This window comes from Oleiphilus sp. HI0080, from assembly GCF_001635135.1.
On the sequence record NZ_LWFU01000047.1, the window covers coordinates 1 to 620 of the forward strand.

1 protein-coding gene is annotated in these 620 nt (G+C 48.1%); it reads left to right on the plus strand.

All coding sequences use genetic code 11. The features are described 5' to 3' along the window. The coding region (gene fliD, locus A3751_RS00690; RefSeq protein ID WP_197466067.1) for a flagellar filament capping protein FliD at nucleotides 1–620 on the plus strand (620 nt) is incomplete at both ends.

The window sequence follows — 620 nt, forward strand, 5'->3', positions numbered from 1 at the left end:
TCTGGGACTTTCAAGCCTGTCATATACCGCGGGCGCTCAGAATCTCACGCAGAACCAAGCAGCTTCCGATGCGGCATTTGAATTCAATGGCATCCCTATTACGCGCAGCACTAATACGGTTGACGATTTGGTTGAAGGCTTGACCATCAATCTGACGGGAACAAATGAGAATTCGCCGGCTACTTTGAAGGTAGCGCGTAACGAAGACTACGTTGTCGAAAAGGTTCAGGAGTTCATTGAGAAGTACAACGCGCTTAGGGAGCTCATCGTTGAGAACTCCCAGATAGATCCGGGTAATCCTTCTGCAGCTGGACTTCTTGTTGGTGATTCGACGACTAGAACGATCACGAGCCAGATCAGAAATATCCTTGGTCGGCCAATTGCGGGGCTTGAATCTGATCCAATTCGAAGTTTAGCCGAGGTCGGAATTACAACTTCTCGTGAGACCGGAAACTTGATCTTTAATGAGTCGGAGTTTCGGACTCAACTGCAGACGAACACAGAATCCGTGATTGGTATTTTTGCCGATCAGGGAAGAGCGAGCGATAGTCAGGTCGAATTCTTTAGCGCCGGCCAAAATACCGTTCCTGGTAGTTATGAGCTAAATATTACGCAAGTAG